At 67.5% G+C, this 23,768-nt stretch carries 25 protein-coding genes and 2 pseudogenes; 14 read left to right on the top strand and 13 right to left on the bottom strand.

Features of this window, described 5'->3' with window-relative positions; all coding sequences use genetic code 11:
* Window positions 1-133: 133 nt before the first annotated feature.
* The 4 genes and pseudogenes from ACP7AG_RS15885 to didA form a co-directional block, all read right to left on the bottom strand.
* Window positions 134-928, bottom strand: coding sequence for a DUF1295 domain-containing protein (locus ACP7AG_RS15885; RefSeq protein WP_426031976.1), 795 nt, complete (start codon window positions 926-928; stop codon window positions 134-136).
* A 73-nt stretch (window positions 929-1,001) separates the two neighbouring features.
* Window positions 1,002-1,223, bottom strand: a pseudogene (locus tag ACP7AG_RS15880) (thiolase C-terminal domain-containing protein); the annotation flags it as partial.
* A gap of 72 nt (window positions 1,224-1,295) precedes the next feature.
* Window positions 1,296-2,309: an N-acetyl-D-Glu racemase DgcA gene (gene dgcA, locus ACP7AG_RS15875; RefSeq protein WP_426031974.1), complete on the bottom strand. Its 1,014-nt coding sequence runs from the start codon at window positions 2,307-2,309 to the stop codon at window positions 1,296-1,298.
* Between the two features lie 32 nt (window positions 2,310-2,341).
* The gene (gene didA / locus ACP7AG_RS15870) at window positions 2,342-2,554 is read right to left on the bottom strand and encodes a DNA damage-induced SOS-independent cell division inhibitor A (protein WP_426014133.1); all 213 of its coding nucleotides are present in this window, start codon (window positions 2,552-2,554) and stop codon (window positions 2,342-2,344) included.
* A gap of 124 nt (window positions 2,555-2,678) precedes the next feature.
* Between didA and ACP7AG_RS15865 the strand changes: the two genes are divergently transcribed.
* The gene (locus ACP7AG_RS15865) at window positions 2,679-2,990 is read left to right on the top strand and encodes a polyhydroxyalkanoic acid system family protein (RefSeq protein ID WP_426014136.1); all 312 of its coding nucleotides are present in this window, start codon (window positions 2,679-2,681) and stop codon (window positions 2,988-2,990) included.
* A gap of 30 nt (window positions 2,991-3,020) precedes the next feature.
* On the opposite strand, the gene ACP7AG_RS15860 is transcribed toward ACP7AG_RS15865, so the two are convergent.
* Entirely contained in the window at window positions 3,021-3,506 is a 486-nt protein-coding gene (locus tag ACP7AG_RS15860; protein ID WP_426031972.1) for a low affinity iron permease family protein, read from the bottom strand.
* 91 nt (window positions 3,507-3,597) lie between these two features.
* Here ACP7AG_RS15860 and ACP7AG_RS15855 point away from each other — a divergent pair, with 91 nt between their 5' ends.
* From ACP7AG_RS15855 to ACP7AG_RS15820, 8 genes are all read left to right on the top strand, one after another.
* Window positions 3,598-4,842, top strand: coding sequence for a cation:proton antiporter (locus ACP7AG_RS15855; protein ID WP_426031970.1), 1,245 nt, complete (start codon window positions 3,598-3,600; stop codon window positions 4,840-4,842).
* A gap of 124 nt (window positions 4,843-4,966) precedes the next feature.
* Window positions 4,967-7,030, top strand: coding sequence for a response regulator (locus tag ACP7AG_RS15850; protein ID WP_426031968.1), 2,064 nt, complete (start codon window positions 4,967-4,969; stop codon window positions 7,028-7,030).
* A gap of 194 nt (window positions 7,031-7,224) precedes the next feature.
* Complete coding sequence (locus ACP7AG_RS15845) at window positions 7,225-8,202, top strand: ABC transporter substrate-binding protein (RefSeq protein ID WP_426031966.1); 978 nt, start codon at window positions 7,225-7,227, stop codon at window positions 8,200-8,202.
* Window positions 8,199-8,942, top strand: a complete 744-nt coding sequence (locus tag ACP7AG_RS15840) for an ABC transporter ATP-binding protein (protein WP_426031964.1) — start codon at window positions 8,199-8,201, stop codon at window positions 8,940-8,942. Before ACP7AG_RS15845 ends, ACP7AG_RS15840 begins: the two co-directional genes overlap by 4 nt.
* 133 nt (window positions 8,943-9,075) lie before the next feature.
* Window positions 9,076-9,831 (top strand): ABC transporter permease, encoded by a 756-nt coding sequence (locus ACP7AG_RS15835; protein ID WP_426014145.1) that lies wholly within the window; start codon window positions 9,076-9,078, stop codon window positions 9,829-9,831.
* A 114-nt stretch (window positions 9,832-9,945) separates the two neighbouring features.
* Entirely contained in the window at window positions 9,946-10,566 is a 621-nt protein-coding gene (locus ACP7AG_RS15830) for a hypothetical protein (RefSeq protein ID WP_426031962.1), read from the top strand.
* Complete coding sequence (locus ACP7AG_RS15825) at window positions 10,566-11,654, top strand: DUF2336 domain-containing protein (protein ID WP_426031982.1); 1,089 nt, start codon at window positions 10,566-10,568, stop codon at window positions 11,652-11,654. The genes ACP7AG_RS15830 and ACP7AG_RS15825 overlap by 1 nt, the downstream gene beginning before the upstream one ends.
* A 143-nt stretch (window positions 11,655-11,797) precedes the next feature.
* Window positions 11,798-12,403, top strand: coding sequence for a hypothetical protein (locus ACP7AG_RS15820; protein ID WP_426031960.1), 606 nt, complete (start codon window positions 11,798-11,800; stop codon window positions 12,401-12,403).
* A gap of 6 nt (window positions 12,404-12,409) precedes the next feature.
* Here ACP7AG_RS15820 and ACP7AG_RS15815 read toward each other — a convergent pair whose 3' ends face one another.
* Both ACP7AG_RS15815 and ACP7AG_RS15810 read right to left on the bottom strand, forming a co-directional pair.
* Window positions 12,410-12,718 carry a hypothetical protein gene (locus ACP7AG_RS15815; protein WP_426031958.1) on the bottom strand — a complete coding sequence of 103 codons (309 nt, stop codon included), beginning with the start codon at window positions 12,716-12,718 and terminating at the stop codon, window positions 12,410-12,412.
* A 60-nt stretch (window positions 12,719-12,778) separates the two neighbouring features.
* Window positions 12,779-14,155, bottom strand: a complete 1,377-nt coding sequence (locus tag ACP7AG_RS15810) for a hypothetical protein (protein ID WP_426014151.1) — start codon at window positions 14,153-14,155, stop codon at window positions 12,779-12,781.
* A gap of 389 nt (window positions 14,156-14,544) precedes the next feature.
* Between ACP7AG_RS15810 and ACP7AG_RS15805 the strand changes: the two genes are divergently transcribed.
* Window positions 14,545-15,012 (top strand): ribonuclease H, encoded by a 468-nt coding sequence (locus tag ACP7AG_RS15805; protein ID WP_426031956.1) that lies wholly within the window; start codon window positions 14,545-14,547, stop codon window positions 15,010-15,012.
* 100 nt (window positions 15,013-15,112) lie between these two features.
* Here the strand turns inward: ACP7AG_RS15805 and ACP7AG_RS15800 are convergent, their stop codons facing one another.
* Window positions 15,113-15,490 carry a methylglyoxal synthase gene (locus ACP7AG_RS15800; RefSeq protein ID WP_426031954.1) on the bottom strand — a complete coding sequence of 126 codons (378 nt, stop codon included), beginning with the start codon at window positions 15,488-15,490 and terminating at the stop codon, window positions 15,113-15,115.
* Window positions 15,491-15,724: 234 nt separating this feature from the next.
* Here ACP7AG_RS15800 and ACP7AG_RS15795 point away from each other — a divergent pair, with 234 nt between their 5' ends.
* On the top strand, window positions 15,725-16,957 hold the full coding sequence (locus ACP7AG_RS15795) for a pyridoxal phosphate-dependent aminotransferase (RefSeq protein ID WP_426031952.1): 1,233 nt from the start codon (window positions 15,725-15,727) through the stop codon (window positions 16,955-16,957).
* 1,069 nt (window positions 16,958-18,026) lie between these two features.
* Here ACP7AG_RS15795 and ACP7AG_RS15790 read toward each other — a convergent pair.
* The 3 genes from ACP7AG_RS15790 to ACP7AG_RS15780 all read right to left on the bottom strand — a co-directional run bounded on the left by ACP7AG_RS15790 (window position 18,027) and on the right by ACP7AG_RS15780 (window position 20,703).
* Window positions 18,027-18,647 (bottom strand): hypothetical protein, encoded by a 621-nt coding sequence (locus ACP7AG_RS15790; protein ID WP_426031950.1) that lies wholly within the window; start codon window positions 18,645-18,647, stop codon window positions 18,027-18,029.
* Between the two features lies 1 nt (window position 18,648).
* The gene (locus ACP7AG_RS15785; protein ID WP_426031948.1) at window positions 18,649-18,855 is read right to left on the bottom strand and encodes a DUF2188 domain-containing protein; all 207 of its coding nucleotides are present in this window, start codon (window positions 18,853-18,855) and stop codon (window positions 18,649-18,651) included.
* A gap of 246 nt (window positions 18,856-19,101) precedes the next feature.
* Window positions 19,102-20,703 (bottom strand): peptide chain release factor 3, encoded by a 1,602-nt coding sequence (locus ACP7AG_RS15780; RefSeq protein ID WP_426031946.1) that lies wholly within the window; start codon window positions 20,701-20,703, stop codon window positions 19,102-19,104.
* Between the two features lie 206 nt (window positions 20,704-20,909).
* Here ACP7AG_RS15780 and ACP7AG_RS15775 point away from each other — a divergent pair, with 206 nt between their 5' ends.
* The gene (locus ACP7AG_RS15775; protein WP_426031944.1) at window positions 20,910-21,053 is read left to right on the top strand and encodes a hypothetical protein; all 144 of its coding nucleotides are present in this window, start codon (window positions 20,910-20,912) and stop codon (window positions 21,051-21,053) included.
* Between the two features lie 19 nt (window positions 21,054-21,072).
* Here ACP7AG_RS15775 and ACP7AG_RS15770 read toward each other — a convergent pair whose 3' ends face one another.
* A complete protein-coding gene (locus ACP7AG_RS15770; RefSeq protein ID WP_426012945.1) occupies window positions 21,073-21,453 on the bottom strand; it encodes a hypothetical protein in 381 nt (126 codons plus the stop codon).
* 235 nt (window positions 21,454-21,688) lie between these two features.
* On the opposite strand from ACP7AG_RS15770, the pseudogene ACP7AG_RS15765 reads away from it, so the two are divergent.
* Window positions 21,689-22,383 (top strand): annotated as a pseudogene (locus ACP7AG_RS15765) (2OG-Fe dioxygenase family protein).
* 6 nt (window positions 22,384-22,389) lie between these two features.
* Here the strand turns inward: ACP7AG_RS15765 and ACP7AG_RS15760 are convergent.
* Complete coding sequence (locus ACP7AG_RS15760; protein ID WP_426031942.1) at window positions 22,390-22,731, bottom strand: DUF1491 family protein; 342 nt, start codon at window positions 22,729-22,731, stop codon at window positions 22,390-22,392.
* A gap of 69 nt (window positions 22,732-22,800) precedes the next feature.
* Here ACP7AG_RS15760 and ACP7AG_RS15755 point away from each other — a divergent pair, with 69 nt between their 5' ends.
* On the top strand, window positions 22,801-23,697 hold the full coding sequence (locus ACP7AG_RS15755) for a hypothetical protein (protein WP_426012949.1): 897 nt from the start codon (window positions 22,801-22,803) through the stop codon (window positions 23,695-23,697).
* Window positions 23,698-23,768 lie beyond the last annotated feature (71 nt).

Below are 23,768 nucleotides of genomic sequence, written 5' to 3'. Positions count from 1 at the left end.
ACGGCAAGCCCGGCCCCATCGTCATGCTACGCGGTTGGCGCAGCCTCCAGGACCGCAAATGCGGCTGGACCCTGGCTAACTTACAGGCCGCCCTCAGACATGTGTGAATCTGCTAGCCCCGTGGGAGAGGGTTTTAGCGTGACCCCCTCTTCGGAAACCACGGCACGAAGCCAGACGTCCGCGCCACATAGGCCTCGTAGTCCGGCCGCTTGCGGCGCATGCGCCCCTCGACGGTCGGCACGCCGCTCCACCGGGTCAGCAGCACGGTGATCAGGATCGGGCCCGGCAGCGACCACGCCCCCAGCCCCGTTTCGGCGGCGACGAGGTAGAGGCCCCACCAGACGCAGGCGTCGCCGAAATAGTTGGGGTGTCGGGTGTAGCGCCACAGGCCGGTGTCCAGCACCTTGCCCGCGTTGGCCTGGTCGCCCTTGAAGCGCAGCAACTGCCAGTCGCCCAGGCTCTCGAAGCCGATGCCCACCACCGCCAGCACCGCGCCGGCGATGGCCAGGGGGCCGAGCGGCGAAGGGCTGAGTTGACCCAGTTGCACCGGAAGGGCCACGACGAACTGCAGCAGATATTGCAGCGAAAACACGATCAGCAGCGAGGCCTTGGCGAAGCTCCAGCCCCGCACGGTCTCGGCATGGTGCATCATGGTCACGTAGCGGCGGTCTGGTCCCTGCTTACGCCAGCGCCACAGTAGATAGCCACCCAGGCGCACGGCCCACAGGGTGCACAGGCCGGTCAGGAGCGCCCCGTGCGGCGTCACGCCGACCTGGGCCAGCGTGCTCCAGGCGATCAGCGCCATGCCCACGCCCCACCAGGCGTCGACGAAACTGACGTCCTTGAGCCGCAGGCCAATCAGCCACAGGCCGAGGAAAGCGGCGGCGGAGACGGCGGCGTTGATCAGGAAGAGGGTGAGCAGAGGCACGATTGAACTTTCAAATTGATGGTAGCTACGTCTGGCGGCGTAAGGAAGATCCTTCCCCCTCTGAGGGGAGAATCTACACCCCCACCAACAGGCTCACCGTTGTCGTGGTCGAGCCGCCGCCCGACGGGTTGATCGGCAGGCGGCCGCGCATGGTTATGGAGCCGTCCTCGATCGCCTTCCAGCTCTCGCCCGGCGCGGTCAAGCCGAGGTGGTCGATGGCCATGTAATGCGTGGCGGTGAAGCAGTCGTAGACCTCGATCGCATCCACCTGCGACAGGTCGGCGATCCCAGCGCGGACGTCTAAACCCCTCACCCTCCCGAGCTTCGCTTGGACCCCTACCTCTCCCGGAGGGGAGCGGGTCGAGGGTCAAAGCCACAGCCCCGCCGCTGTCACGCCGTCGCCCCAGAAGCCTTCCGCCGGTCGCGTCAACCACCCGTCGGCCACTCGCGCGCCGCCGGGATAATCCTCCGCCAGCCACCAGGGTCCATCGAGATCCGCGAAGGCGCAGGACCCCGCCAGATGCAGCGCCGGCGCGATCGCCAGGGACGGGGCCACCATGCAGCCAACCATCAGGGTGAAGCCGTGGTTGCGGGCCTCCTCCAGCATCAGCAGCCCCTCGGTCAGTCCGCCAGCCTTGTCGAGCTTGAGGTTCACGGCGCCATAGCGACCCTTCAGAGCCGCCAAGTCCTCGGCGGTATGCACCGACTCGTCGGCGCAGATCGGATAGGGCGGATCATAGCCCTCCAACGCCATGTCTTCCCCGGCCGGAAGCGGTTGCTCGACCAAGGCGATATTCAGGTCCGACAGGATGGGTTTGAGCCCGTCGAGCGTGGCGAAATCCCAGCCTTCATTGGGGTCGACGATCAGGCGGGCGTGCGGGGCGGCCCGCGCCACGGCCAGCAGCCGCGCGGCGGGGTCGTCGGCCGACAGCTTGACCTTGATCAGCGGCGCGCTTGCCACCACCAGAGCGGCCGCGCCCATGGCCTCGACGGTGTCCAGACTGATGGTCACGGCGGTGATCAGGCGGTCGGGCACACGCAGAGCGGTCAAGGCCTCGACGCTCAGCCCCTCGCGTTTGGCTCGCAAGTCCCAGAGCGCGCAGTCCAGGGCGTTGCGGGCCGCGCCGGGCGTCAGCAGCGCAAGGGCCTCATGCGGCGCGGCGCCATCCCGCAGGGCCTGGACGGGTGGCTGCAGTTCGGCGATGACGCTCTCGACCGTTTCGTCGTAGCGGGCATAGGGAACGCACTCGCCGCGCCCGATCAGATCCCCTTCGACGACCTCGACCACCACCGTCTCGGCGGCGGTCTTGACCCCGCGCGAAATGCGGAACGGCGCCTTCAGGCGGTGGCTGACAGGGACGATCGAGACGGTGCGCTGCATGGCTCATCGATAAGCCAGTTTGGCGAGACTCTTCAACCGATCCGGCGCGGGATCGGCGAGTCGGCGCGGCGCTCGCGAAGCACCTGCATGGCCAACCGGGGATCCCATACGAACAGCACGACCCACACCAGCAGCACGCCGGCATAGTTCAGCGCGCCCACGACGCCGCCGGGACGGCCCGGGCGAGTGAAGTGTACCGGACGGGTCTGGGGCTGGAAAAGGCTGGGCATGGGGATGTCGGTCATGGCGTTCTCCGTGGACACCGTGACCATCGCCGCCCGCTGCGTCAGATCCGGACGTGGCCAACGACGGTTTTCGCACCCATATGTCGCTTCTGGGCGTTAGCCCTGCCGAACGAGAGCCCGACGAATGAGCAAGCCGATCACCATCACCATTCCCCATCAGCTCGGCGCCGCCGAGGCGCGTCGCCGCATCGAGGAGGGGTTTGGACAGTTGATCGGCCAGGCGGGCGGCGCGCTCAAGGACGTTCGGAAGACCTGGGACGGCGACACCCTGAACTTCTCGGCCTTGGCCATGGGTCAGACCATCTCGGGCGCGCTGTTCGTGATGGAGCAATCGGTGCGGATGGACATCGTCCTGCCCGGCCTGCTGGGCATGATCGCCAGCAAGATCACCGGTCAGGTCAAGAAGCAGGGCACGCTGCTGCTGGAGAAGAAGTAGCCTCTCGGCATTCGCCAAAATGAGCGTTGTTTAAGAGGTCTTCACCCGGCGCGCTGGCGCGTCCTTGGCCGGCGGGCGCTTGGCCGGACTGCGCTTGATACGCGGTGAGGCCTTGGACTTGGTCCGCTTCTCACGTTCTTCGCCAATCTTGCCCAAGCGCAACTGGGCCATCTCCGCATGCTCGGTGCAGCGGGCGTGCATGGCCTCCAGCTCCTTGTCGGTCAGCTTCTCGATGCCCATGAACTTGTTCTCTGCGGCTGAGGTCAGGATCAGTTCGTCAAGCTTGGTCTGAACGGCAGTTCCGTCGCGGTTCTGGATGTTCTGGATCAGGAACACCATCAGGAAGGTGATGATGGTCGTGCCGGTGTTGATCACCAGCTGCCAAGTCTCGGAAAACTTGAAAAGCGGTCCGCTGGCGGCCCAGACCAGCACCATCAGCACGCAGATCAGAAAGGCGGGCGGGCTGCCGGTGATCTTGGCGGTGGCGTTGGCGAATTTGGCGAAAAGCTTGTCCATGGGCGCTCCCTTGGCGCCTTAACGCACAAGCTGGACAATTTGTTCTGCGGTGAGACAAGGTCGTCACGAGCTTCCATGCGTTAGGGACGGGATGTTCGATCCTTATCTGCTATTCCTGCTGGGCCTGGGCGTTGTGGTGCTGCTGGTCGCCTGGCTGCCGATGGCGCTTAGCCGCCTGCCGCTGTCGCTGGCTATTCTTTGTGTCCTGATCGGGGTCGCGGTGTTCCACGGCGGCGTCGTGCCGTTCCGCTCCGATCCATTGCGCTTTTCCACCCTGACCGAACGCATGACCGAGATCGTGGTCATCGTCTCGCTGATGGGCGCGGGCCTGAAGATCGACCGGCGGATCGGCTTGAAGCGCTGGGCTTCTGCCTGGCGGCTGATCGCCATCACCATGCCGCTCAGTATCCTGGGCGTGACCCTGATGGGCATGCACGGCCTGGGTTTGGGCTTGGCCTCGGCCCTGCTGCTGGGCGCGGCCCTGGCGCCGACCGATCCGGTGCTGGCCTCGGATGTTCAGGTCGGACCGCCGATGGCCGGCGACCGGGGCGAGGCGCGGTTTTCTCTCACCGCCGAGGCCGGACTCAACGACGGCTTCGCCTTTCCCTTTGTCCATCTCGCCGTCGCCATCGCCCTGGCGGGCGGCGCGGCCAGTCAGGGTCTGCTGACCCATTGGCTGACCATCGACGTCCTGTGGCGGGTGGCGGCGGGCGTAAGCGTCGGCTGGGGCGTCGGCAAGCTGCTGGGCTGGGCCACCTTCAAGGCGCCGCACGCCCGGATGTCGGGTACGGGCGACGGTCTCGTGGCCCTCGGCGCGACCCTGGTGGCCTACGGCGTCACCGAGGCGGCGCACGGCTACGGCTTCCTGGCGGTGTTCGTCGCTGGCCTGGCCCTGCGCGAAACCGAGCGCGACCACGCCTTCCACGAAGCCATGCACGACTTCGCCGAACAGGTGGAGCGCCTGCTGATGATGTTGGTCCTGGTGCTGCTCGGTGGGGCGGTGGCCGGCGGTCTGCTGGACTCCCTGACCTGGAAAGAGATCGCCTTTGGTCTGGCCCTGGTGTTCGTCATTCGGCCCCTGGCCGGATGGATCGGGTTGATCGGCTCGCCCCACTCCCTCCGCGAACGGGCCCTCGTGGCGTTCTTTGGTATTCGAGGGATTGGTTCGCTCTACTACCTGGCCTATGGTCTCAATCACGGGCACTTCCAGCGGTGGGATCGCCTATGGGCAATCACTGGCTTCGTGGTGTTGTGTTCGATCCTGGTGCACGGCGTCACCGCCACGCCCTTGATGGCGCGGATCGACGCCTGGCGCGCGGCCAACAAACCCCGCTGAATGACCACAACCTCGACGGGATCGCGCTCGGCCTAAGGATGCGACAAAGCGTCACATCCGGAATATCGAAGAAACTCAAGGCGGTCGTTCATCGTATTCCTTCCGCCGGGGGAACGGGATCAAGATGCAGGCTAGCGCCGCCCATCAGGAGCAACGACGGCAGGACTCGCTCCTGGCGCTACTGGCGGTGTCGCTGGTGGCCAGCCAGGCCTTCAGCGACTTCCTGACCCGCGACGCCTTGGGCATCGCCGCGCTGTGGCCGTCGAACGCTCTGCTGACGGCGGGGTTTCTGGTTCTCAGCCGCCCCCGCAGGCTCATCCTCGCCGCGATCGCGCTGGTGGCCCATCTGGTCATCGACCTGTTGGTCGGCGACAGTGTTGGCCGCGCCGTCATCTATACCGTGGTCGACCTCGGCGAAGCCGTCTTGGCGTGGGTGGTGATCCGCCGGTTCTTCGGCGGTCCGCCGCGCGTGCGCACCATGCGACAGCTGGCCCTGCTGACCACCCTGACCGCTCCGGTGGCCTTGCTGATGTCAGCGGTCTGCGCGACGCTGCTGTTGATCTTCTATCGACAGCCGTTCCTGCCGGTGATGGGCGCCTGGTTCGTGTGCGGCGTGCTGGGCATGGCCATCGTGCTGCCCGGCGTGCTGGTGCTGATCGACGCCGAGCATCGCCGCACCTTTCAACGGGCGCCGCCGGAACAGCTGGGGCTGGCCGTGCTGATGGCAGGGCTTAGCGGCGCAGTTTTCTACGCCAAGGGCTTGCCCGCCCCGTTCCTGCTGTTCCCGGCCGCCGTGCTGACCGCTTTCCGCCTGGGTCCGCGCGGCGCGGCCCAGGCTTCGCTGATCGTCGCCTGCGTCGCCATTCCGCTCACCGTGAACGGCCTGTGGACCCAGCAGATCTCCACGGGCTGGTCCCACGCTCATCAGAACCGATTTGTCCAAGTGTTCGTCGGTGTGCTGTTCGTCACCAGCCTCGCCACCGGCCTGGCCCTGGCCCAGCAAGAGCGCCTGCGCCGTCTGCTGGTCCGTCGCGAACAATTGACCCGCGCCGCCCGCGCCCGCGCCCTGTCCGCCAACGAGGCCAAGACCGAATTCCTGGCCACGATGAGCCACGAAATCCGCACGCCGCTCAACAGCGTGCTCGGCTTCTCCCAACTCCTGGTCGAGCGCACGGACCTGCCGGCCGACGCGCGCCGCCAACTGGGTCTGATCGACACCGCCGGCAAGGCCCTGCTGACCGTGGTCAACGACATCCTCGACTTCTCGCGGGTCGAGGCCGGCCAAGTGGAGCTGCTGTTCCAGCCCACCTCGGCGGCGGCCGTGCTGCACGACGCGGTCGGCATTATCCGGCCCGAGGCCGAGAACAAGGGCCTGACCATCGAGGTCGAGGTGGTCGACCAGGTCGGCGGCCTGCATGACCTGGACGGCCTGCGCCTGCGTCAGGTGCTGCTGAACCTGCTAAACAACGCGGTGAAGTTCACCGAGGTCGGCCGGATCCGGGCCCGCCTGGCGATTGAGCCGGGCGAGATCGAGGATAGGCTGCGGTTCGAGATCGTCGACACCGGTGTTGGCATCGCCATCGAGCAGCAAGGGCGTCTGTTCCAGCGCTTCAGCCAAGTCGACGGCTCGGCCAGTCGCGCTTACGCAGGCGCCGGCCTTGGCCTGGCGATCAGCAAGGCCCTGGTCGAGTTGATGGGCGGCAGGATCGGCGTCGATACGGCACTGGGTCACGGCTCGGCCTTCTGGCTGGAGCTCGGCGCGCCGCAGGTCGAAGCCTATGACCTCCCAGAGGCCCAGCCAGCAGCCGAACCCGGCGCGGCGCGCATCCTGCTCGTCGATGACCACCCGATGAACCGCGAGATCGGCGCGGCGCTGCTAGCCCTGGTCGGCTGCCGGGTCGAGACCGCCGACAATGGCCAGCAAGCCGTGGCCATGGCCGCGCGCGGCGGCTACGACATCATCCTGATGGACATCCACATGCCCGAGATGGACGGCCTGGCCGCCACCCGGGCCATCCGCGCCCTCGACGGAGAGGCCGGCAAGATTCCGATCATCGCCATGAGCGCCGACGCCCTGCCCCAGCAGGTCGAGCGCTGCTATGCCGCCGGCATGGTCGACCACGTGGCCAAGCCCGTGCAGCGCGAGGTGCTGTACGCCAAGGTCAGTCGGTGGCTGGCGCGGAAGTAGGCATTCTTCTCCCTGTGGGGCAGGTGTCGGCGCAGCCGACGGAGGGGGCGTGATCGGCAGTTAGCCGGACTCGGATCGACGATCCCAAAGCTTTCCCCACCAGCCTTCGGCCGCCTCCCCCAGAGGGGAAGGAACTAGGCTTCCCTCTCACCGCCTCCCCCACTAACCTCCCCCCGCTATTCGGGGAGAAGAGCATGAACACCCTGCGCCTGGCCGCCCTGGCCCTCTGCGCCGTTTTGGCCGCCTGTTCGCCCGCCAAGCAGGCTGTGGAGACTCCCGGCCGCACGGCCTTGAAGCTGGCCACTGACTGGAAGGCTGAGGCTGAACTCGGCGGCTATTACCAAGCCCTGGCCACCGGCGAATACGCCAAGCGCGGGCTGGACGTGACCCTGATCCAAGGAGGTCCCGGCGTGAACGTGCCGCAGCTTCTGGCCGCCGGGGCGGTGGACGTGGGCGTCGGCTCCAACAGCTTCATCGTGCTGAACCTGGCCCAGCAGAACGTGCCGGTCAAAGCGGTCGCCGCCTTCATGGACAAGGATCCCCAGGTCCTGATCGCCCACCCCGGCCAGGGCGTGAACAGCATCGCCGACATGAAGGGCCGACCGATCCTGCTGTCGGACGCCTCCAAGACCGGCTTTTGGGTGTGGCTGAAGGCCAAGCACGGCTTCACCGACGACCAGGTCCACAGCTACAACTATTCGGCCGCGCCGTTCCTGGCCGACAAGCGGGTGATCCAGCAGGGCTATGTCACCTCCGAGCCCTACCTCATCGAGAGGGAGGGCAAGCTGAAGCCGGCGGTATTCCTGCTGGCCGACGACGGTTACCCCTCATACGCCTCGATGGCGCTCGTCCCCGACGCCCTGATCGCCAAGAACCCCGCGGCGGTGAAAGCCTTCGTCGAGGCCACGGCTGCGGGCTGGACGTCTTACGTCTATGGCGACGCCAAGCCGGGCGACGCCCTGATCCTCAAGGACAATCCGGAAATGACCCAGGACGTCCTCGACCAGGCGCGCGACAAGATGCGGTCCTACAGCGTGGTGCCCCGCACCGGCGTGGGCGCTATGACCGACGCGCGCTGGGCGGCGTTCTTCGCGGCAACCTCTGGCCAGGGCGTCTATCCTAAGGGCATGGACTACAAGCGGGCCTATTCGCTGGACTACCTGCCGAAGTGATCGCGGCCCTGCAACAGGTCGAGGTGGATTACCCCGGTCGCGGGCGCGCCCTGGGTCCCATAGACCTGACCCTGAACGCCGGAGAAATCGTCGCCCTCGTCGGCCCGTCGGGTTGCGGAAAGTCCACGGCGCTGCGTCTGCTGGCGGGGCTGGAGTCGCCGACGCGGGGTACGGTGACCCGCGCCGCCGGTCGGGGCGAGACCTCGGTGGTGTTCCAGGCCCCGACCCTGGCCCCGTGGATGAGCACGGCGGCCAATGTCGCCCTGCCGCTCGAACTGGCTGGAACGCCAAGGCGGCAGGCTCGGGAGCAGGCTGTCGCGGCCCTGGCCAGGGTGGGCCTCAAGGACGCCGAGACCGCCCGCCCCGCCCAGCTGTCGGGCGGCATGGCCATGCGCGCCGCCCTGGCGCGCGCCCTGGTCACCAGCCCGCGCTTGCTGCTGCTGGACGAACCTTTCGCGGCCCTCGACGAGATCACCCGGCGGGCCTTGGCTGATGATGTTCTGGACCTGGTCGAGGCCCTGGCGCCCGCTGTGGTCTTCGTCACTCACAATGTGGAGGAGGCCGTCTATATGGCCCGGCGGGTCGTCGTGATGAGCCCCGGTCCGGGCCGCATCGCGGGCGAGGTGGCGGTCGAGGGGCCTGTCGTCCGGCCGCCCGGCTTTCGGACGACAGCAGCGTTCCGCGAGACGGCGGAGGCGGTGTCAGGCTTGCTGGCGCGCGGTGTCGAGGCGGCGGCATGACCGCCGCTCAACAGGCCCTGCCCCTGTGGGGGGGGCGGCGCGAAAGCGCCGGTGGGGGGAGCAGACCCGCCTCGACCGACTCCCCCCTCCGTCGGCTTCGCCGACACCTCCCCCACGGGAGGAGGACTTGGTAATGAAGCTCCTCGCCCCCCTTGCCCTGATCATCCTTCTCCTGGCCGCCTGGGAGCTAAGCTGTCGCGTCCTCAACGTGCCGGTCTACCTCCTGCCCGCGCCCTCGGCGATCGGCGCCGCCCTGGCCCAGGGTTGGCCGCTGCTGCTGTCCAGCGCCTGGGGGACCTTGTCGACCGCCCTGATCGGCCTGGCCCTGGCCAGCCTGCTCGCCTGCGGCCTGGCCCTGCTGGTCAGTCTCAATCCCGTGCTGGAGGACGCTATACGGCCCGTGGCCGTCATACTGCAGGTCACGCCGCTCCTGGCCCTTGGACCTTTGATGACCATCTGGGCTGGGATAGACCATCCGCAGCGCGCGGTCACAGCCCTGGCCGCCGTGGCCGCTTTCTTCCCGATCTTCTCGGGCGCCCTGACCGGCCTCAAGTCCGTGGATCCAGATCTGGCCAGGTTATTCGACCTCTATGGCGCGGGACCCGTCCAGCGTCTGTGGCGGTTGCGCCTGCCCTCGGCGGTCCCGGCCTTGCTGGAGGGCCACAAGGTGGCGGCCGGCCTGGCTGTTGTCGGAGCCGTGGTCGCCGAGTTCGTCGCAGGCTCCGGCGGCGTCCAGGGCCTGGCCTGGCGGTTGCTAGAGGCGTCCTACCGCCTGCAGACCGCGCGTATGTTCGCCGCCCTGGCCGTGCTGGCTGTGCTCGGCGTGGCGCTGCACGGCGTGATGGCGCTGGTGGAACGCCGCCTGCTGGCCTGGTGGTGGGGTCGCTGACCCGAGCCTGGCGCGGCCCAGGGTCACGGCGCGCGAATTCGCGGCGCCGTTAGGCCCGGATTAAGTCGGGATGCTTATGGATCAAGGGGACCCTGCTCGTTTCCGGACCGGTTCATGCGCCTTGTTGTCCTCCTGCCCGTGCTGATCAGCGTCGCCGCCCCGGCGTATGCCGAAGGCGCGCGCGAGAGCCGCTATGGTCCCAGCAGCCCCCGCCAGACCACCGCCGCCGTCGCCGTGACCGCCGCCGCGGCGACCGCACGCTATGACGGACCCATGCTGGGTTGGGCCAACAAGCGTCAGGCGGCCGCCTTCGTCTCGACGTCAGCCACACCGGCGCCGGTCGCCGCATCGACCAATTACCAGCCCGCTCGCGCCCCGGCCACGCCAAGGCCGGCAGCCTTCACACCACCGGCCGCGCCGCTGCCGACCAGCCTCTACGCCCCGCCGACCCCGCCCGCGTCGCCGCCGCCGCCAGCCGCCCGGCAGGTCGCCGCCGTGAACACAGCCGGAACAGGTGCGCGCTTCTACTCCGTGGGCCGTGAATACGGCCTGACGCCCGACGCCATCCCGCCCCTGGGCCCTGACAGCCGCGTGCTGATCACCGCCAGCGAACCGACGCCCGAAGCCAGAGACGCCGCGCCCCGCCATGGCTCGGCCGATTGGCTGGCGGCCGGCGTGAATGGCGACGACGAAGATGACGACGGCGACAGCCTCAAGACCCGGAAATTCCAGTGATCCAGTCGCGTCTGCACGACCTCATCGCCCTGGCCGACGAGCCGTCCAGCGAGCGCCGCCGCGACCTGCTGCGTGGGGTCACCGACCTGTTCTTCGCCAGCGAGAGCCACGACGATGTGGAGATGGGCCTGTTCGACGACGTCATGGGCCAGTTGGCCGGCGAGATGGAAGAGGCCGTCAAGATTGAGCTGGCCGAGCGGCTCGGCACGGTGGCGAAAGCGCCGCCGACCCTGACCCGGGCCCTGGTCAGCGACACCATCGCCGTCGCCCGCCCGATCCTGCAAGGCGCCCCGCAGCTTACCGAGGCCGATCTGCTGCACGTGGCCCGCACCCAGGGCCAGGACCATCTGCGCGCCATCTCCCAGCGCCTCGCCGTGCCCATGGTCGTCTCGGACGCCATCGTGGCGCGCGGCGACGACACCACTTTGAGCGTGCTTCTGCGCAATGAAGGCGCGGTGCTGTCGCGCAAAGCCCACGAGACGGCCATCGACCGCGCGACCGCCAATCCCGAGTTGCACGAGGCGGTGATCGATCGCCAGGCCCTGCCCATCGACCTGCTCAACGAGATGTATTTCGTGGCCGAGGCGCGACTGCGCGACCGGATCATGGAGCGCAACGCCAATGTCGATCCGATCGCCCTCGACGCGGCCCTGAAAGCCGGCCGCAACCGCGTGGCCGAACGTGACGGCGCCCTGCCGCCCGACTATGCTGCTGCGGTCGAGGAGATCAGCGCGATGAAGGCTCGCGGCGGCGTCACGCCGCCGGTCTTGGCCGGCATACTGCGGGCCAAGAAGACCACCTTGTTTCTGGTCGCCCTCGCCGAGATGGCCGACATCGACTTCCACACCGCGCGCAAGATCATCGAGCGCCGCGAGCTCGACGGCCTGGCGGTGGTCTGCAAGGCGGCCGATTTTGATCGCGCCCTGTTCCTCACCTTCGCCCTGCTGATCCTTGATCCCAACGACAACGCCATGGACAAGGCCAAGGCCTATGGCGAGCTCTACGCCGCCCTGCCCCGCGATGCGGCCCTGCGCACTATCCGCTTCTGGCGCATGCGTCGCACCACGGGCGACGTGGCGGCGGCCTAAGGCTCGCGCCTGATCCCGACCACTGGAGGCGCGGAAACCACACCGAGCCCCGTTTGGCGTCGCGTTGATCCGGCCACGGGCGGAACTCGCTCGGCAGGCGATCGTTTGAAGTCCATCGAGGGGCCTTCCTCCGGAGCGCCCTTGTGGAACAGTCAAAGAAACGCGCGACCCTGGTCGCCTCCGTCGCCGTGGCCGGGACCATGACGGCGGCCGCCATCGCCGCCCTGGCGTGGCCAGCCCTGACGCGACCGGAGCCGCCCACGGAGGCGGCGGCGGGAGCGGACGGGATCAGTATCCATTTGGTCCAACCGCCGAAAGCGGCGGTCGCGCGGACCGGCCTCCTGGATGTTGGCCTTTCCGACGCCGCCCTGGCCATGACCAAGGGCCGGCAGGCGTTGACCGACACCTTCGCCCCCGCTGCAGATTCGCCGCCGCCGAGGCCGGTGATGGGGCTCGCGCCTCCCCGGGTCATCCCCGTCGAGCGCGACGACGAGGAGGTTGGTCTCCCCCAGACGGAGCCTGACCGTCGTGATGATCGGTGGGAGCGCGAGCGCTGGGCGCGCGATGACGCCCGGGAGGCGCAACGCGCCCGCTGGGAACGTGAGCGCATGGCCGAGGACGACCGCCGCGAACGGGCCGCGCTGGAGCAGGAGCGGCTGGAGCAGCGTCGTTGGCGCGATGACCGCGAGGACGATCGCTACGCCCCGCCGCCGCGCGGCGACGATCCGCCGCCCGGCGAGCCCTGGTAGGCCAGTCTAGCGAATACGGATGCGGACCGGGACTTCAATGAATGAGCCAGCACGGCTCTTGCCGTCGGGGCCCATCAGCTCGACCTGGAACTGCGAGGCCATCGACAGGGCGGCTTGACCGACGCCCAGTTCGGCCGGGGTCTCGCTCTGCACCGAGCAGGCGGTCAGGCCGCCATCGCGCTTGACCATGCAGCTGAGGATCGCTTCGGCGACCTGAGGCGTAGTGTCCCGGATCTGGGTCATGGCGGGTTGAGCCGAGGTGGTCGGCGCGGGAGCGATGGAAACGGCGGCGGCGGCGAGCAACGAAGCGATCACTGGGTCTTCCCTACTGGCTTGGGTCCAGGCCCCGTCGGAGCCGGCCGGTTTCATTCTGGGTCAGGCGGGGTGCGCCTGTTTCACGCGTTGCAACCCTTGAGCCGCCAACTCGGTTAGCGACCGCAGGCCCAGTTCGGCGAACACGTCAAAGGCGCTGGCCAAGGCCATGGCGGCCCGATCCAGGCGGCCATCGTCGCGACCGGTGATCTCGACTCGCGCCTCGTAGAGCCGGGCCAGATTCATCTGGGCCACGGCCCAGGCGGCCGGATCGCGCGCGCCTGGCGCGGCGGTAAGCTCGGCCTTGAAGGCCATCTCGGCGGCGTCGAGCACGGCCAGGTCGGCGGTCAGCTCGGCGCAGCGGGCCAGGCTGAGGGCTCGGTTGTTGGCGACCACGGCGCGCAGGGCCAGGGCCGGCTGGGTCTTGAGAATGTGCGAGGCGCGGTCGTAGCAGGTGACGGCGCGTTCGAAACAGCGCTCCGAGGTCGTCGCCTCGCCCATGGCTTGCAGGCCGGCCCCCAGCGCGGCCTGGGCGCGGGCCCAGTCCATGGGGCTGTGGTCGGCGGTGACCGGCTCCAACGCCTGGGCCAAGGCCTCGACGCCGTCGGCGATGTGGTTGATCTCGCCGTCCAGTTCGCCCAGTTGCACCAGCGCCGTGCCGCGCAGCGACTCGAGCCGCGACCAGGCCAGGGGCTCGAAGTCCGGGTCTAGCGCCGCCTCGGCGGCCTTGGCCTCGTTCAGCGCGACCTCGGTCAAGGCGCGGTCCTTCAGGCGAGCGGCGCACGACAGCAAAAGCTCGACGCGCGCGGCGCGCTGGTCGGCCAGCAGCAGGCGCGAAGCCCCGCCCTTGACCCGACGCGCGGCCGACAGGCCTCGCAGCGGCGATTCAAAAGCCTGGGCCGCAGCCAGGGCGCGGTCGATATCGTTCTCGGCCAAGGCGACGCGGCCTTCCAGCCCGGCCATCAGGGCCTCAGCCATGGCGCAGCGATGGCCTGGCGCGGTCTTGGCCAGGGTCAGGGTGGCGCCGGCGGCGGCGTGCAGGCCCTCATCGCCGAACATGTCGGCGCCCAGAACCGCCAGGGTCGCCTGCTCGCAGCGCGCGGCGGCCAGGCAGTCGGCGCGGCGTTCGGTCTCGAAGATTTTGGCGGCGGCTTCGGCCTGCGCCGCGCCCTTGCGCAAGGCGGCGGCGTCGCCGGAGCGGCGGGCCAGTTCGCGCCAGACCGTGGCGGCTTCCAGCAGGCGGCGGCCGCGATCCTTGGCGCCGATGCGGCCGGCGGCCACGTCGGCCGAGCGGGCCTCGTTGACCAGCAGTCGCAGGTCTAGCAACTCCAGCAGCGAGGTGTCGCCGCCGGTCAGTCCGTCCCGATGGGCGGCGGCCCTGGCGGGGGCGCCGGCGTCGACTCCGAAGAGTCTTTTCAGATCACGACCAAACTCAAACATCGCTGCGTACTCCGCACACGGAACGTCCCACGCCGGGACGTCCGGCAAGGGTTCAACGCATCTGTAGCAAAGCCGGAGCCATCGCGTTTAACAAGTCGTTAACCGACCCTAAGATGGCGTTAACCGTAAATATTTGGGACTCGTTTACGCTTCGTTCCTGAAAGCCACCCAAAGCGTTGTTTCCGCCCCGATATGGCACATTTTTTGCTTACCGGTTCTTGACGGGACGGCGAAAAAGCCATCCGCGTTAGAACTCTGTTCATCGACCTGAAGATGACGTTAACCAAGGCTTTTAAGGCCTGGTTTACTTTCTGTTCCGGCGAAGCTGTCTCCAGCCCGTTCGTCACCCGCCTCTGGCCACGTCGGGGCGACGGCCCTAGACAGGCGCCATGACCGCCGTGACCCTCTGGACCGCCGCCCTGTGCAAACCCGACCCCGGCTATGGCGGCTGGGCTTACGTGCGGCGCAACGCCGACGGGACCCTGGCCGGCGCGGCTGGCGGTGAGCGTCGCGTCACCGGCCCGCGCATGGTTCTGACCGGCCTGATCGAAGCCCTGACCGCCCTGGCCGACCTGCCGGCGCAGACGGCCGTGAAGCTCTATGTCGCCGAGCCCTCCCTGGCCGCCGAGTTGGTCGCGACCGACGGCGCCTACGCCCTGGCCGAACCCGACGCCTGGGCCGCCGCCCGCAAGCTGCTGGCCGCCCGTCCGGTGCTGACCCTGACGCCGCTGACCGACGCCACGCCCGCTGCGGGCTTCCTCAAGGCTTGGGCCGATTTCGGCCTCGACACCGCCAAGACGCGGGGCAGCTTCAAGGCCATGATCCCGAAGCCGAACCTGCTGAAGTTCCCCGGCTAGATCATTTCCCGACCTGACTGCGTCAGGCCGTGAGCTCTAATCTTCTGTTTTGACGCATTTTTCTTCACGCGAACCGCAACCACTTCGCTCGAAAAATGCTCTAGCGCCCCGCCACGATCATGTCGGCCGTCGCCACGTTGCAGGCCAGTGGCACCTCGGCCAGGGTCGCCATGCGGATCAGCGCCTTGACGTCGACATCGTGCGGCTGGGGCGACAGCGGGTCGACGAAGAACACCAGCATGTCCAGCAGACCCTCGGCCAACAGCGCGCCCAGTTGCTGGTCGCCGCCCAGCGGTCCGCTCTTTAGCCGGGTCAGGTCCAGGTCCGGCAAGGCCTCGAGGATCCGGCCGCCGGTGGTTCCGGTGGCGCAGAGCTTGTGCTGGCTCAAAAAGCCCCGGTGCGCCACGGCCCACGCGACCAGGGCGGCCTTTTTATCGTCGTGGGCGACGAGGCCGACGGCGAAGGGACGGTTGGGCATGGGCGGCTCCGGACGCCAAGAGGGACGCACTCATTTCGCGCCCTCGCCCGAATGACAAGAGCGTCCTGGCGTCGGCGCTGACGATCCCCCGAGCAGGGATGCTCCCGCCGCGAGCAGGATATCGCTTCGGCGGCGCGGCTCCAGACGAGACCTTGCGCGTCCCTCAAGAGCGGCGTGTCCTGCCAAGGTCGGGCCGGCAAGACCCGCGCCAAGGAGACGGGAACGAACATGGACATGCAAAATTCTGACGCAAAGGCTCTGGGCCGCCGGTCGTTCCTGCGCGCCGCCGCGCTGGTCGCCGCGACGCCGATCCTGACCGAGGCCAGCCTGGCTCGCGCAGCACAGACCACCGCCGCCCCGCCGTCCGGCATGGCCCTGCACGGCCAGGGCCCCAGCGTGCCGCCGCCCGGTTCGGTGCTGATCAACGCCAACGAAAACCCGCTGGGCCCGTCCAAGGCCGCCTGCGACGCCATCGCCCGCGTGGCCCCTTTGGGCGGCCGCTACGACCTCAATGGCGAGACCGAGATGCTGGCCATGACCTTCGCGGCCCAGAACGGGCTGAAGGTCGAGAACATCGCCGTCTATGCAGGCTCCTCCGAGCCGCTGCACTACAGCGTGCTGGCCTTCACCTCGCCGACCCGCAGCTTCGTCACCGCCGATCCGTCCCATGAGGCGGGCATGTATGCGGCGATGACCAGTAAGGCCAAGATCGTCAAGGTGCCGCTGGCCGCCGACTACGGCCACGACGTCAAGGCCATGGTCGCCGCCGATCCGGCCGCCGGGGTGATCTATATCTGCAACCCCAACAACCCGACCGGCACGACCACCACCAAGCAGGACATAGCCTGGGCGCTGGACCACAAGCCCGCCGGCTCGATCCTGCTGGTCGACGAGGCCTATATCCACCTGTCGGACGCCCAGGACACGCTGGACCTGGTGGCGGCGGGCAAGGACCTGATCGTGCTGCGGACCTTTTCGAAGATCTATGGCATGGCCGGCATCCGCTGCGGTTTCGCGGTGGCCCGGCCCGACCTGCTGGCCAAGCTGGCGCCGTTCGGCCAGAACGCCATGCCGATCACCGGCTCGGCCGCCGCTCGCGCCTCGTTGGAGGACAAGGGCCTGGTCGCCGAGCGCAAGACGATCATCGGCGACACCCGCCGCGACACCCTGGCCTGGCTGAAGGCCAACGATTACAGAGTGATCGGTGCGCCCGAGACCAACTGCTTCATGATCGACACTGGCCGCGACGGCAAGGGCGTGATCGCGGCGATGAAGGCCCAGCACGTCTATATCGGCCGCACCTGGCCGATCTGGCCCAACGCCGTGCGGATCTCGGTGGGGACGCCCGCCGAGATGGCGGCCTTCAAGACAGCGTTCAAGACGGTGATGGCGAGCCCGGCGGTGGCGATGGAGGGCCATGACCTCGGTGGACATCGGGCCGACCTGGGCCATTACCCGACCGCCTAGCGCCGCTGCGAACTGGCGACCGAGCCAGGGTGAAAATCCTCCCCCCGTGGGGGAGGTGGTCGCGCAGCGTCCGGTGGGGGGAGTTTTGGGGTCTTCGATCGCAGGTCTGGCCGGCATCCGATCACTCCCCCCACCGTCGGCTTTGCCGACACCTCCCCCACGGGGGAAGGACTTGAGACACACGGCTTCGTCGCCTGACGGGATGGCCCGAAAGGGGGTTGAGGAGGCGCGGAGCGGCCGGGCCAAGCCCGGATGACCGTGAGGTAGAGTTTGCGTTTCGGCGTGGACCGACCGCTCCGCGAAACCGTTTGTCTCGAGGGACGGCGATTGAGGGCTTGTTTCATCCCGATCGTCGTTCCCCCTCGGACGGGCAGGATCAAAGTCGCCCGGAAGGGGCCGTCAGCGACTCCGACAGATCCTGGAACAGACCGGTTTGACTCCCGGCCCCGTCGACCCGCGCAGATCCCGGCAAGGTTTTGATGGGCGGCGGATTTCTCCGACAACCCACACCCGCCTCGCGCGTGGCCCTGCACGGCCCCGCTCGGTTCCATCTCCATCGCCGCTTCGGGTCGGGTACCAAGCGCCCTCCTCCGCGACGGAGACGGGGTTAGTATGAGGCGGTTGTGGGTGCGCCAGCGGTCGTGACGCTGATTATTTTATAGGGCGTTGATATTGCCCGGTTGTTTATAAAGAATTGTGGGGACAGACGACGCTCGATCCCCTCTCCGAGAGGGAGAGGGTTCAACAAAGGCGGCCCGGCACCGCTAAACAAGGACCGCCCAGCCCCTTCCCTGACCGCCCGCCACGGCGAGGCCGCGCCTTGAAACCTTGATGGCGAGCTTGCTCTGCGTCTGACGATGTCAAGGACGGCGCGGAGCGCCGCCGCGACGCGGCCGCCAGAGGCGGTCCTTGACATCGTCAGACGCCAGAGCTCCGATCCACCAAGGGTTTAAGGCGCATCCGGGGCGGACGCGGGCGGTCGCCGGAAGCAGACATTCCAAAAGTCTGCGAAGAGTGGGAAACGAACAATAGCTCCGAGCGCGACGGAGCCTAAGCGAGCGCTTTCACCTCAAAATCCTGGACGAAGCCACATCCTCATCGCGTTTATAAGCTCGCGCAGAGGCTGACCTTCAATGTCCTCATCCGAGTATCTTGCAGCCTTCAAGGCTAGATAGTTCTCGCCGATGAAGTCTGTGAAACGGGCCCACAGCTCCGAGGGTGGTGGTGGCGGAGCGGCCATCGATTGAGCCAGCCAGTCGCGGACGATCTTGCATATTCGGCTAGGATCGTTGTTGTGCGCTTCAACATCAGATCCTGCCAGATCAGACAGCGCCTTTTTTAGTTCGTGAGCTTTATCCTCTAGGATGAGTATCTTTTTCTCTGCGAGCTCTCCGCCGCCATATAATCTGCACGCATAGTCGACGCCCAGCTCAAATGGCATATTAAGGCGAAAGTACTCTTTGCTCTTTTTGGCGCGCAGTCGGGACAAATCATGGACCGCAAACATACTTTCATTGATTAGTTCAATAATTTTTTCTAACCTCACGTCCGCACCATCTGCTCTCTCTAAGGCGATGCGGGGTTCGAAGCCGAGTGCTAGGATGCAAATAATTAACGGCCGAAGTAAATCGACGTATTCTTTGTCGAAGGGGCAATTAATGAATACGTTTAGGCGAAATGACAAATTCACGTCACTTCTTGTATGAGGTATGATCTCTAATCATGCCGTTCTTGCCATGAATGAAGACATCGCTACCGTCCCGGCGAGCGTGCTCTTTGCCATACTCGATGGCCTCTTCTTGCCGTGTGAAGTTTTTTGATGCCCTGGCAGCCCCCTGCTTACGGACGCTCCAGCCGCCTGACGTGCTCGGGACGACATGTCGCGTATCTTTTGCCATTGGGCCTCCGCTAGGCAAATCTACGTGCCTACACCGCTTAATGTGCCTTCCCATCCGTCGTCTTTCAAGCGCTGACGGCGGCCGAAAATGGTGGGCCTGGACGCTGCTGACCGCAAGCGGACATTCGGCAAGTCCGACTAGGCTCGGAAGCCGGCTTTGGGATCGATCCGGACAGTCGACGTCCAGCACCTCAACGCGAAGCCCTAGTTATCAGGCACTCACCCCCTACCCCCTACCCCCTACCCCCTACCCCCGCTCCTTCGTTCGCTCGAACCGCACCTTTGGGAACCGCTCTGTGACATAGCCGATTTCCCACGACGACTTGCCCAGAAATACCGGCTGGTCGTCGATGTCGTGGGCCATGGCCATGCGGTGCTTGTTGGTGAAGTCCTCGACGTCGGCGCGGTCGCCATTGACCCAGCGGGCTTCGGAATAGGGAGCGTTCTCGAACAGGCAGTCGAGGGCGTATTCGTTGGCCAGGCGGTCGGCCATGACCTCGAACTGCAGTTGGCCCACGGCGCCGACCACGAAGTCGGAGCTGCCGATCATCGGCCGGAAAAGCTGGGTTACCCCTTCTTCTGCCAGGCCTTCCAGCGCCTTTTTCAGGTGCTTGGCCTTCAGCGGATCGCGAACCCGAACGCGGCGCAGGATTTCCGGGGCGAAGTTGGGCAGGCCGGCGAAGCGCAGGGTCCCGCTCTCCGACAGGCTGTCCCCAACCCGCAGCACGCCGTGGTTGGGGATGCCGATCACGTCGCCGGCGAAGGCGTCCTCAGCCAGTTCGCGGTCGCTGGCGAAGAACATGATCGGCGCGTTGACGCTCATGGCCTTGCCGGTATTCTGGGCCTTCAGCTTCATGCCGCGCACGAACTTTCCGCTGGTCAGCCGCAGGAAGGCGATGCGGTCGCGGTGGTTGGGGTCCATATTGGCCTGGACCTTGAACACGAAGCCCGAGACCTCCGGATCGCCGGGCGCCACATGGGTGTCGACGCCGCTCTTGTTGACCTTGGCCGCATGCGGCGGGGGGGCATAGGCGCCGATGCCGGCCAGCAGCTCGTTGACGCCAAAGTGGCGCAGGGCCGAGCCGAAGAACACCGGCGTCATGTGGCCTTCGAGGAAGCTCTTGACGTCGAACGGCTTGGCGGCCTCGGAGACCAGCATGGCCCCCTCCTCCACCTCCGACAGCTCCTCTGGGTCGAGATACTGGACGATGGCGTTGGACTTCAGCGACACGGCGGCCGGGTGGCCCTCGTCGTCGGTCGAGCTCTTCTTGGCGTAGGGGATGAAGGTCTGGCCGCGCAGGTCAAGCATGCCCTTGAAGCGTCCACCCGAACCGGCCGGCCAGTAGAGCGGCGCCGGATCGAGGGCCAGTTTCGAGGAGACCTCGTCCAGCAGCTCGAACGGGTCCTGGGCCTCGCGGTCCATCTTGTTGATGAAGGTGATGATCGGGATGTCGCGCAGGCGGCACACTTCGAACAGCTTCAGGGTCTGGGGCTCGATGCCCTTGGCGGCGTCCAGCACCATGATCGCCGCGTCGGCGGCCGTCAGGGTGCGGTAGGTGTCTTCCGAGAAGTCCTCGTGGCCCGGGGTGTCGAGCAGGTTGAACATCAGGCCGTCGTGGTCGAACGTCATCACCGAGGCCGAGACCGAGATGCCGCGCTCGCGCTCGATCTTCATCCAGTCGGACTGGGTGCGGCGAGCCTGGCCGCGGGCCCGCACCGCGCCGGCCGCGCGGATCGCCCCGCCGGCCAGCAGCAGGTTCTCGGTCAGGGTGGTCTTACCGGCGTCAGGGTGGCTGATGATCGCGAAGGTGCGGCGGCGCGCGGCCTCGAGGGCGAGAGAAGTGCTCATCAGCGGGGGTTAACGCTCCGGCGCGCCGTTGTCACCTTCCCCGGGCGTCTGATCGGGCGTTTCCGACGGAGCTGCGGCTGCGTCAAACCGTACCGCTTGCACGAAAACTCTCATATGGCCCTAGGCAGCCTAGGGTTTTCGGATCATGCTGATTTTACGGCGACAGGTCCCCTGCAGAGGGACCGCCGCGAGCGAGGAAACGACGAATGGCCATGGTTCACGACCCGCGCCACCAGCGTGGCGCATGCACTCCTCAAGGCACGGCCTTGTGCTTCGGCGTCGCGGTGGCGGGCCTGGTGATGGCCGCGGTGGCGCTGAGCTGGCTGATAGGGCTGATCGGCCTGCTCTAGCCGGCCCCAAAAGACCAGCCTAGGCCGCCAGGCGTCGCCAGACCTGACGGTCGGCTTCCAGATTGCTGAGCGCGCCGGTCTTCTGCCGCTCGAACAACGACCCCATGATCTCCGGCCCAAGCTGGGCGTACCGCACCTGCACCTGATCAACCAGGCAACCGCGCGACGGGGCGATGAACAGCGCGGCGTTGATGTCCGGCATCTTGGCGATGATCAGGGTGGCCAGGCGTCGAGCCTTCTCCAGATCCTTGTGATGCAGCAGGGGCTCGGTGGCGTAAAGCTCCTGACCCAGCTTACCGACGTAGTTCAGTGACACCTTCGCGAAACGCTCGCGGGTGATCGGCGGGGCCGGTTCGGCCGCGTCGAGGCTGAGGACGACGTCGTTGAGCAGAAACAGCATCGGAACCTTGAAATCACCGGGCGGCGGCTGGGATCGGGGCGTTCGGGGAGAACCGCGTCATCCTGCCTCTGCGGGCTTTCGTTCCGGTTTAGGAGCAGGGTTAACAACCTGGGAAACCTGGAAATCCCCGATCGCGCCGGCGCCGAGCCCGGAACCAAGGCTTGGCGACCCCGCCTCGGCGCCCCATGTGGAAGCTTCGCCCTCGCCGGAGCCGCAGCACTTGATCCCATCCCCGATCACCACCGCCCTGCGCGTCGCCGGGTTCTGTCGCGTGTCGCCGCGCGAGACCGACGCCCTGCTCGGCCGGCCTGCGGTGGCAGGCTGGACGCCTTCGCCGACAGCTGGAATGATCTCGGCCTGGACCGCTTCATGGCCGACGGCGGTCGCTGTCGGCGGCGGCGGTTCGCGGCCTTTTCGGCGTCGCCGGAGCAGATTGTCCGCAAGCCCCACCAGCCGCACTATCAGAGTCGCGACCACAACGGCCTCAATGGCGGAGTGCAGCGCTGGTTCGCGCCAATCGACGACGCCATCGCCGACCATCCGGTGACCCAGGCTGTGATCGGCGCGGGCCTGGCGCTGTTCCATCCGCTAACGATGGATCCGCCCAAGGCTTGGCACGTCGAGCTCCACCAGTTCCGGATCGAGGCCGGCGATGGCGAGGCGGGGCTGCCCACGCCCGAGGGCGCCCATCGCGACGGCGTCGATTGGGTGATCATCATGCTGGTGGATCGCCACAACGTGGCCAGCGGCGTCACCGACATCTACGCCAATGACGGCGCCCGCCTGGGCAGCTTCACGCTGGAGCGCCCGCGCGACACGGTGTTCCTCGACGACCACCGCGTGCTGCATGGCGTAACGGCGATCCGCCCGCTCGAACCCGGCGCGCCGGCGCGGCGCGACGTGCTGGTGGCGACCTTCCGGCGGGAGTAGCGACCGCTAGAGCTGCGGATCGGCCTCCACCGGCTCGGTCAGGAAGTGGCGGCCTTCGCGGTCCTCGATCTCGATCACCCAGATGTCGGGATCGATCCGGGCAGCGCGCTGCGTATAGGCGTCCAGGTCGGGTTCGAAGTCCGAGCGGACCGGCTGCATCCAGAACCGCTCGCCGTCGCCGCGCGTCGCCTCGCCATAAAGGCGCGCGGTGTTGGCGCGCCGGTCCACGGCCTTGACCAGCACCGCCCCGGCGCGCGGGTCGCCCTTGCGCGTCACCATGGCGAAGGCCCCACCCAGCTCGGCGCGGCGGATCAGGGCCCCGACCCAGATATCCGTGGAAAGTAGCATCGCTAACCGAACCGCAACCTCGGCGCCCTAAGGCTGCCTGCTGAAACCGCTCTCGCAGAATACGAGACCATGACGTCGAAGACCAAGACCCTTGAGGGTTTGACGGCGCGGTGGCCAGGGATTTTCGTCGCCATCGCCGCGCTCGGCGCGGCGACCGCCGTCCAGGCCGCCACCGCCGCCGACCAGCTCTATGAACGCACGCTGATGACCTCGGCCGACGCCCGCTGCCGGCTGTTCAAGCCCGGCGTGGGTTCCGCCCTGGACGCCGCCCGGGCCCAGGCGCGGGGCGCGACCCTGCGCTCGGGGGCCAGCGAGGCCCAGGTCACGGCGCTGGAGGCCCGCGCCCAATCCAAGGCCGGCGCCGCGCCCTGCAATTCCCGCGACCTGACAACCGCCGCCGACCGCGTGCGCAAGGCCTTCGACGGCTATTCGACCATGTTGCGGATGACCTATCCGGGCGACCGCGCCACCTGGCAAGCCGACCGCTCGGTCTCGGCGACCATTCCGATCTGGCGGCTGTCGCAGCCGGCCGGCTTTGGCGCCGATCGACTGGTGTTCGGCCTGGAGGGTCGCGCCAACCAGATGCGGGCAGTGGTTGTTTTCGCCGACGCCGCCCAGCCCTACACCGCCCGCCTGGTGCTGCGCGACACGCTGCGCACCCAGGGCCCCTATCTGAACGCCCGCAACGCCAAGGGGCTCGCCGCCAACGCCGCTCCCCGCAACGCCAGCCGGGTGTTCGGCGCCGAGACCCGCGACAGCGCGCCCGTCACCCTGCTGCCGGCCGGCGCGAAGACGGGCTTGTCATTCCGCTTTCCCCGCGACGCCATCGACGCCATGAGCCGGCTGGACCCGCGCGAAGCCGCGACGCTGGAATTCGTGTTCACCGGCCGCGCGGGACAGGACGTGGTGCGGCGGGCCTATGTGGAGGTTGGCGATTTCGCGGCGGGGCGGGCGTTCTTGCGGTAGGCGCTCCGGCGGCGAACACTTGCCCTCTACGGATCGCTTCGCGATCGTCTTCCTCCAGAGGGGGAAGAGCT

The sequence above is a fragment of the Caulobacter sp. DWP3-1-3b2 genome (assembly GCF_049896325.1).
GTDB lineage: Bacteria > Pseudomonadota > Alphaproteobacteria > Caulobacterales > Caulobacteraceae > Caulobacter.
This window is presented reverse-complemented; position numbering and strand designations above follow the sequence as displayed.

Excerpts from the sequence above, each read along its gene's own strand:
- dgcA (WP_426031974.1), bottom strand. The coding sequence starts at position 2,309 with ATGCAGCGCACCGTCTCGATCGTCCCTGTCAGCCACCGCCTGAAGGCG.
- didA (WP_426014133.1), bottom strand. The coding sequence starts at position 2,554 with ATGACCGACATCCCCATGCCCAGCCTTTTCCAGCCCCAGACCCGTCCG.
- ACP7AG_RS15865 (WP_426014136.1), top strand. The coding sequence starts at position 2,679 with ATGAGCAAGCCGATCACCATCACCATTCCCCATCAGCTCGGCGCCGCC.
- ACP7AG_RS15860 (WP_426031972.1), bottom strand. The coding sequence starts at position 3,506 with ATGGACAAGCTTTTCGCCAAATTCGCCAACGCCACCGCCAAGATCACC.
- ACP7AG_RS15855 (WP_426031970.1), top strand. The coding sequence starts at position 3,598 with ATGTTCGATCCTTATCTGCTATTCCTGCTGGGCCTGGGCGTTGTGGTG.
- ACP7AG_RS15850 (WP_426031968.1), top strand. The coding sequence starts at position 4,967 with ATGCAGGCTAGCGCCGCCCATCAGGAGCAACGACGGCAGGACTCGCTC.
- ACP7AG_RS15845 (WP_426031966.1), top strand. The coding sequence starts at position 7,225 with ATGAACACCCTGCGCCTGGCCGCCCTGGCCCTCTGCGCCGTTTTGGCC.
- ACP7AG_RS15835 (WP_426014145.1), top strand. The coding sequence starts at position 9,076 with ATGAAGCTCCTCGCCCCCCTTGCCCTGATCATCCTTCTCCTGGCCGCC.
- ACP7AG_RS15830 (WP_426031962.1), top strand. The coding sequence starts at position 9,946 with ATGCGCCTTGTTGTCCTCCTGCCCGTGCTGATCAGCGTCGCCGCCCCG.
- ACP7AG_RS15810 (WP_426014151.1), bottom strand. The coding sequence starts at position 14,155 with ATGTTTGAGTTTGGTCGTGATCTGAAAAGACTCTTCGGAGTCGACGCC.
- ACP7AG_RS15805 (WP_426031956.1), top strand. The coding sequence starts at position 14,545 with ATGACCGCCGTGACCCTCTGGACCGCCGCCCTGTGCAAACCCGACCCC.
- ACP7AG_RS15800 (WP_426031954.1), bottom strand. The coding sequence starts at position 15,490 with ATGCCCAACCGTCCCTTCGCCGTCGGCCTCGTCGCCCACGACGATAAA.
- ACP7AG_RS15795 (WP_426031952.1), top strand. The coding sequence starts at position 15,725 with ATGCAAAATTCTGACGCAAAGGCTCTGGGCCGCCGGTCGTTCCTGCGC.
- ACP7AG_RS15785 (WP_426031948.1), bottom strand. The coding sequence starts at position 18,855 with ATGGCAAAAGATACGCGACATGTCGTCCCGAGCACGTCAGGCGGCTGG.
- ACP7AG_RS15780 (WP_426031946.1), bottom strand. The coding sequence starts at position 20,703 with ATGAGCACTTCTCTCGCCCTCGAGGCCGCGCGCCGCCGCACCTTCGCG.
- ACP7AG_RS15775 (WP_426031944.1), top strand. The coding sequence starts at position 20,910 with ATGGCCATGGTTCACGACCCGCGCCACCAGCGTGGCGCATGCACTCCT.
- ACP7AG_RS15770 (WP_426012945.1), bottom strand. The coding sequence starts at position 21,453 with ATGCTGTTTCTGCTCAACGACGTCGTCCTCAGCCTCGACGCGGCCGAA.
- ACP7AG_RS15760 (WP_426031942.1), bottom strand. The coding sequence starts at position 22,731 with ATGCTACTTTCCACGGATATCTGGGTCGGGGCCCTGATCCGCCGCGCC.
- ACP7AG_RS15755 (WP_426012949.1), top strand. The coding sequence starts at position 22,801 with ATGACGTCGAAGACCAAGACCCTTGAGGGTTTGACGGCGCGGTGGCCA.